Consider the following 293-nt stretch of genomic DNA (forward strand, 5'->3'; position numbering starts at 1 on the left):
ACCCTGACCATCACCGGGTACAACCCGGCGACCGGGCTGGTGAGCTACAGCTACACCCTGAACGACAACGAGGCGCACCCGACGGCGAACGGCAACAACAGCCTGTTCGAAGACTTCGCGGTGAGCCTGGTGGACAGCGACGGGGATTCGGCCTCGAACACCCTGAGCGTGCAGATCGTGGACGACGTGCCGACGGCGGTGAGCGACGTCAACCTGACGGTGGCGAGCGAGAACAACCTGGTCCTCAATGGCAACGTCATCACCAACGACGTGCAGGGGGCGGATGGCGCGGC

Annotated in this window: 1 protein-coding gene; it reads left to right on the forward strand. The window is 64.8% G+C overall.

Annotation, left to right across the window (positions count from 1 at the left end):
* Positions 1-293, forward strand: a 293-nt coding sequence (locus J9893_RS22120; RefSeq protein ID WP_349237068.1) for a hypothetical protein, incomplete at both ends; no start/stop codon positions are given.

It is taken from the genome of Aeromonas sp. MaB10011B (assembly GCF_017939325.1).
Lineage (GTDB): Bacteria > Pseudomonadota > Gammaproteobacteria > Enterobacterales > Aeromonadaceae > Aeromonas > Aeromonas caviae.